Raw genomic sequence first — 3668 nt, 5'->3', positions numbered from 1 at the left:
CGGTCGTCGCCGAGCACTGGAAGGGTGCCGCCCGGGGGACCGACGACGTGGTGTTCGTGCTGGCCGGGCTGAGTCCGGGCGCCGGCTCGCTGATCGGCGGGCGGCTGCACCGGGGGTACGGCGGGGCGGCCGGCGAGATCGGCGCGTTGCACCTGCTGGGCCGGGAGGCGACCCCCGAGACCTTGCTGTCCACCACGGACGAGCCGCTGCACCCGCTCGACGAGCAGGCGGTCGCCGAGGTCTTCACCCAGGCCCGCGAGGGCGACCAGCGTGCGCTGGCGGCCATGGACCGGTTCATCCGCCGGCTCGTCCACGACGTGGCGGCGCTGGTGCTGGCCCTCGACCCGGAGCTGGTCGTGATCGGCGGCTGGGCGGCCGGTCTGGACGGCGTCCTGGAGCCGCTGCGCCGCGAACTGGCCCGCTACTGCCTGCGTCCGCCGAAGGTCACCCTGTCCCACCTCGGCGAGGCGGCGGTCGCCACGGGTGCGGTGCGCCTGGCCCTCGACCACGTGGAGGAACAACTCTTCGCGGTGGAGGGCACGGTGACGGCCCGCCGGTAGCGGTCACGCCGTGTCGGCGCCCAGCGCCCCGGCTCCCCGCGCTCCCGCGGGCAGTACGGCTGTCCTCAGCTGTGGGGTGGCTGCGGTGGGCCGCGGCGCGCGGTTACGGGGGGGGTCAGGACGCGCGGCGTTCCGGGCCGTGGTGGATCTCGACGCCGCCGGAGTCGCCGAAGGTCAGACGGCAGGTGTCCGCGCGGTACGTGGCCACGGAGAGCGCGGCGGTGCGGCCGCGGGCGATGAAGCGGGTGGTGACGACGAGGACGGGCGCGCCGGGCAGGCGGTCCAGTTCGCGTGCGTCGTCCGCGCGGGCGGAGCCGAGCTCCACCGCGTTCTCCTGCCGCTCCAGCTCCAGGCGCTGCAGTTCCCGCAGTACCGCACGCGCGCGTGCGGTGCCGGACGGCGCGTCGATGCCGGACAGGTCCGGTACCGAGTCCGCCGGGATGTAGAGGAGTTCTGCGGCGACGGGCTGGCCGTGGGAGACGCGGGAGCGCCGCACGACGTGCACGGGCTCGTCGCGGCCGGTCACCAGCGTCTCGGCGACGGCGGCGGGCGGCACCTCGGGCGCGCAGTCGAGGATCTGCCAGGCGTCGTGCGGCCCACCGGGCCAGGCGTGCTGGGCCGTGCCGACGGACACGCCCATGCGCGGCGGGGCGACCGTCGTGCCCACACCGCGGCGGCGCTGCAGCCTGCCTTCGAGTTCGAGCTGTTCCAGGGCCTGCCGGAGCGTGGCGCGGGCGACGCCGAAGCGGGCGGCGAGGTCGCGCTCGTTGGGCAGGATCTCGCCCACGGAGAACTCCGAGTCCAGCGCCTCGCTGAGCACGGTCCTGAGGTGCCAGTACTTCGGTTCCGGCACCGTTTCCAGCTGCGTGGTCCCCACCCTGTCCTCCACGATCGCCGTGTCCGGCCGCGTTTTAGCGCCCTTGTTTATTAAAGGTTGTTTCACTTATCTGCGACCATAAGGCGCCCCTCACCCTTGGTCAATACCAATCGGGCACGACGGCGGGCCCCCGTCGCTGTGGGGGCTCCTACCGGGCCCCGGCGAGCGAACGCAGCTTGTCGGGATTGCGGATGACGTACACCGTCCGGACGCGTCCGCCGGCGACGTCGAGCTGGACGACGGAGTCGGGCTTGTCACCGGACAGGACGAGCACCGCGGGGCCGCCGTTGAGCTCCAGGAAGCGGAAGGAGAGGTCCGGCACGCTCTTGCGGGCGACGCCGAGGAGGAAGCGCCCCACGTGGTCGGCGCTCTCCAGGACCCGCAGCGGGGCGCGCGACTTGCCGCCGCTGTCGCCGACCAGGCGCGCGTCGGGGGCGAGGAGTTCCAGCAGGCCCTCCAGGTCGCCGCCGGCCGCCGCGGCCAGGAAGCGTTCGGTGAGGTCGCGGCGCTGGGCGGGGTCGACCTCGTAGCGCGGACGGCGCTCCTCGACGTGTGCGCGGGCGCGGCCGGCGAGTTGGCGTACGGCCGGTTCGCCGCGGTCGAGCATGGCCGCGATGTCGGCGTACGGGTAGCCGAACGCCTCCCGCAGCACGAACACCGCACGCTCCAGGGGCGACAGGGACTCCATGACGACGAGGACGGCGAGGGAGACGGAGTCGGCGAGGACGGCCCGCTCGGCGGCGTCCGGGACGGTGCCGCCGAAGTCGGTGACGTAGGGCTCGGGAAGCCACGGGCCGACGTACGTCTCGCCGCGCGCCTTGATCTGGCGCAGCCGGTCGATGGCGAGGCGGGTGGTGACGCGCACCAGGTAGCCGCGCGGTTCGCGCACCCCGGCCCGGTCGCCGCCCGACCAGCGCAGCCACGCGTCCTGCACCACGTCCTCCGCGTCGGCCACCCGGCCCAGCATGCGGTAGGCGACCCCCAGGAGGACGGGGCGGTGTTCCTCGAAGACGTCGGTCACGGTGTCGGTGGTCACGGCACCATCCCAGCCGACCCGCGCGGCCGTGTCCAGGCGGCACCGGCCGGCGGCCGGCGGGACACGCCGACCGCGGGGCTACCCGCCGGTAGCAATTGCTGACAAGCTGTCTACGGCGCCGGGCGGCGTCCGTTCCCGCGAGTCCCAGACGAGGAGCACCCTCATGTCCGCGACCGTCTCCTTCAAGGTCACCTCTCCCCTCGGCCCGCACTCCGTGACCCTGTCCTACGCGCGCGTGGGCCGCGGCGAACCGCTGCTCCTGCTGCACGGCATCGGCCATCACCGCCAGGCCTGGGACCCGGTGGTGGACATCCTGGCGACCGAGCGCGAGGTGATCGCCGTGGACCTGCCCGGCTTCGGCGCCTCCCCGTCGCTGCCCGACGGCCTCGTCCACGACCTGCCGACCATGAACGCCGCCCTGGGCGCCCTGTGCGAGGAGCTGGAGCTCGGCCGGCCGCATGTCGCGGGCAACTCGCTCGGCGGCCTGCTGGCCCTGGAACTCGGCCGGGAACGGCTCGTACGGTCCGTCACCGCCCTGTCCCCGGCGGGCTTCTGGACGCAGGCCGAGCGGCGGTACGCCTTCGGCGTGCTGATCGGCATGCGGCGGATCGCGGAGCGGATGCCGCTTCCGCTGGTCGAGCGCCTCGCCCGCTCCGCGGCCGGCCGGGCGGCGCTGACCAGCACCATCTACGCCCGTCCCGGGCGCCGTTCCCCCGAGGCCGTGGTCGCCGAGACGCTCGCGCTCGCCGGGGCCACCGGTTTCACCGAGACCCTCCGCGCGGGCACCGCCGTACGGTTCACCGACGACGTGCCCGGCATCCCGGTGACCGTCGCCTGGGGCTCCCGGGACCGGCTGCTGGTCCCCCGGCAGGGCGTCCGCGCCAAGCGGATCATCCCCCGGGCCCGGCTGGTCCGGCTGCCCGGCTGCGGTCACGTCCCGATGAACGACGACCCGGCGCTGGTCGCGCGCGTCATCCTCGACGGCAGCCGCTGAGGGCGGGACCGCGCCCCCGGACGGCCTAGTGTGACCCTGTCATGACGTCACCGCAGACCGGTCCCGAGGGCCCCACCGCCTCCTCCGCCTGGGAGTTGCTGCTGCCCGCCGCCTCCGCACCGGCACGCGCGCGCGGCCGTTCGCTGCAGGCCGCGCTGCGCGAGGCGGTGCGTTCGGGGCGGCTCGCGCCGGGGACCCGGC

4 protein-coding genes and 1 pseudogene are annotated in these 3668 nt (G+C 74.8%); 3 read left to right on the top strand and 2 right to left on the bottom strand.

Going from position 1 to position 3668, the window contains the following annotated elements; genetic code table 11:
- Positions 1–560 (top strand): ROK family protein (locus B7767_RS04180; RefSeq protein ID WP_143652196.1); only part of this gene is annotated, 560 nt, incomplete at its 5' end.
- A 115-nt stretch (positions 561–675) separates the two neighbouring features.
- Here B7767_RS04180 and B7767_RS04175 read toward each other — a convergent pair.
- Both B7767_RS04175 and B7767_RS04170 read right to left on the bottom strand, forming a co-directional pair.
- Positions 676–1437, bottom strand: a complete 762-nt coding sequence (locus B7767_RS04175; RefSeq protein WP_085570923.1) for a GntR family transcriptional regulator — start codon at positions 1435–1437, stop codon at positions 676–678.
- 148 nt (positions 1438–1585) lie between these two features.
- Positions 1586–2473, bottom strand: coding sequence for an RNA polymerase sigma-70 factor (locus B7767_RS04170; protein WP_085570922.1), 888 nt, complete (start codon positions 2471–2473; stop codon positions 1586–1588).
- Between the two features lie 163 nt (positions 2474–2636).
- Here B7767_RS04170 and B7767_RS04165 point away from each other — a divergent pair, with 163 nt between their 5' ends.
- Complete coding sequence (locus B7767_RS04165; RefSeq protein WP_085570921.1) at positions 2637–3467, top strand: alpha/beta fold hydrolase; 831 nt, start codon at positions 2637–2639, stop codon at positions 3465–3467.
- 41 nt (positions 3468–3508) lie between these two features.
- Positions 3509–3668, top strand: a pseudogene (locus tag B7767_RS47735) (PLP-dependent aminotransferase family protein); the annotation flags it as partial.

This window comes from Streptomyces sp. 13-12-16 (assembly GCF_002114215.1).
Classification (GTDB): Bacteria; Actinomycetota; Actinomycetes; order Streptomycetales; family Streptomycetaceae; genus Streptomyces.
Note: the sequence above shows the minus strand (reverse complement) of the source record. Positions and strands in the feature narration are given on the sequence as shown.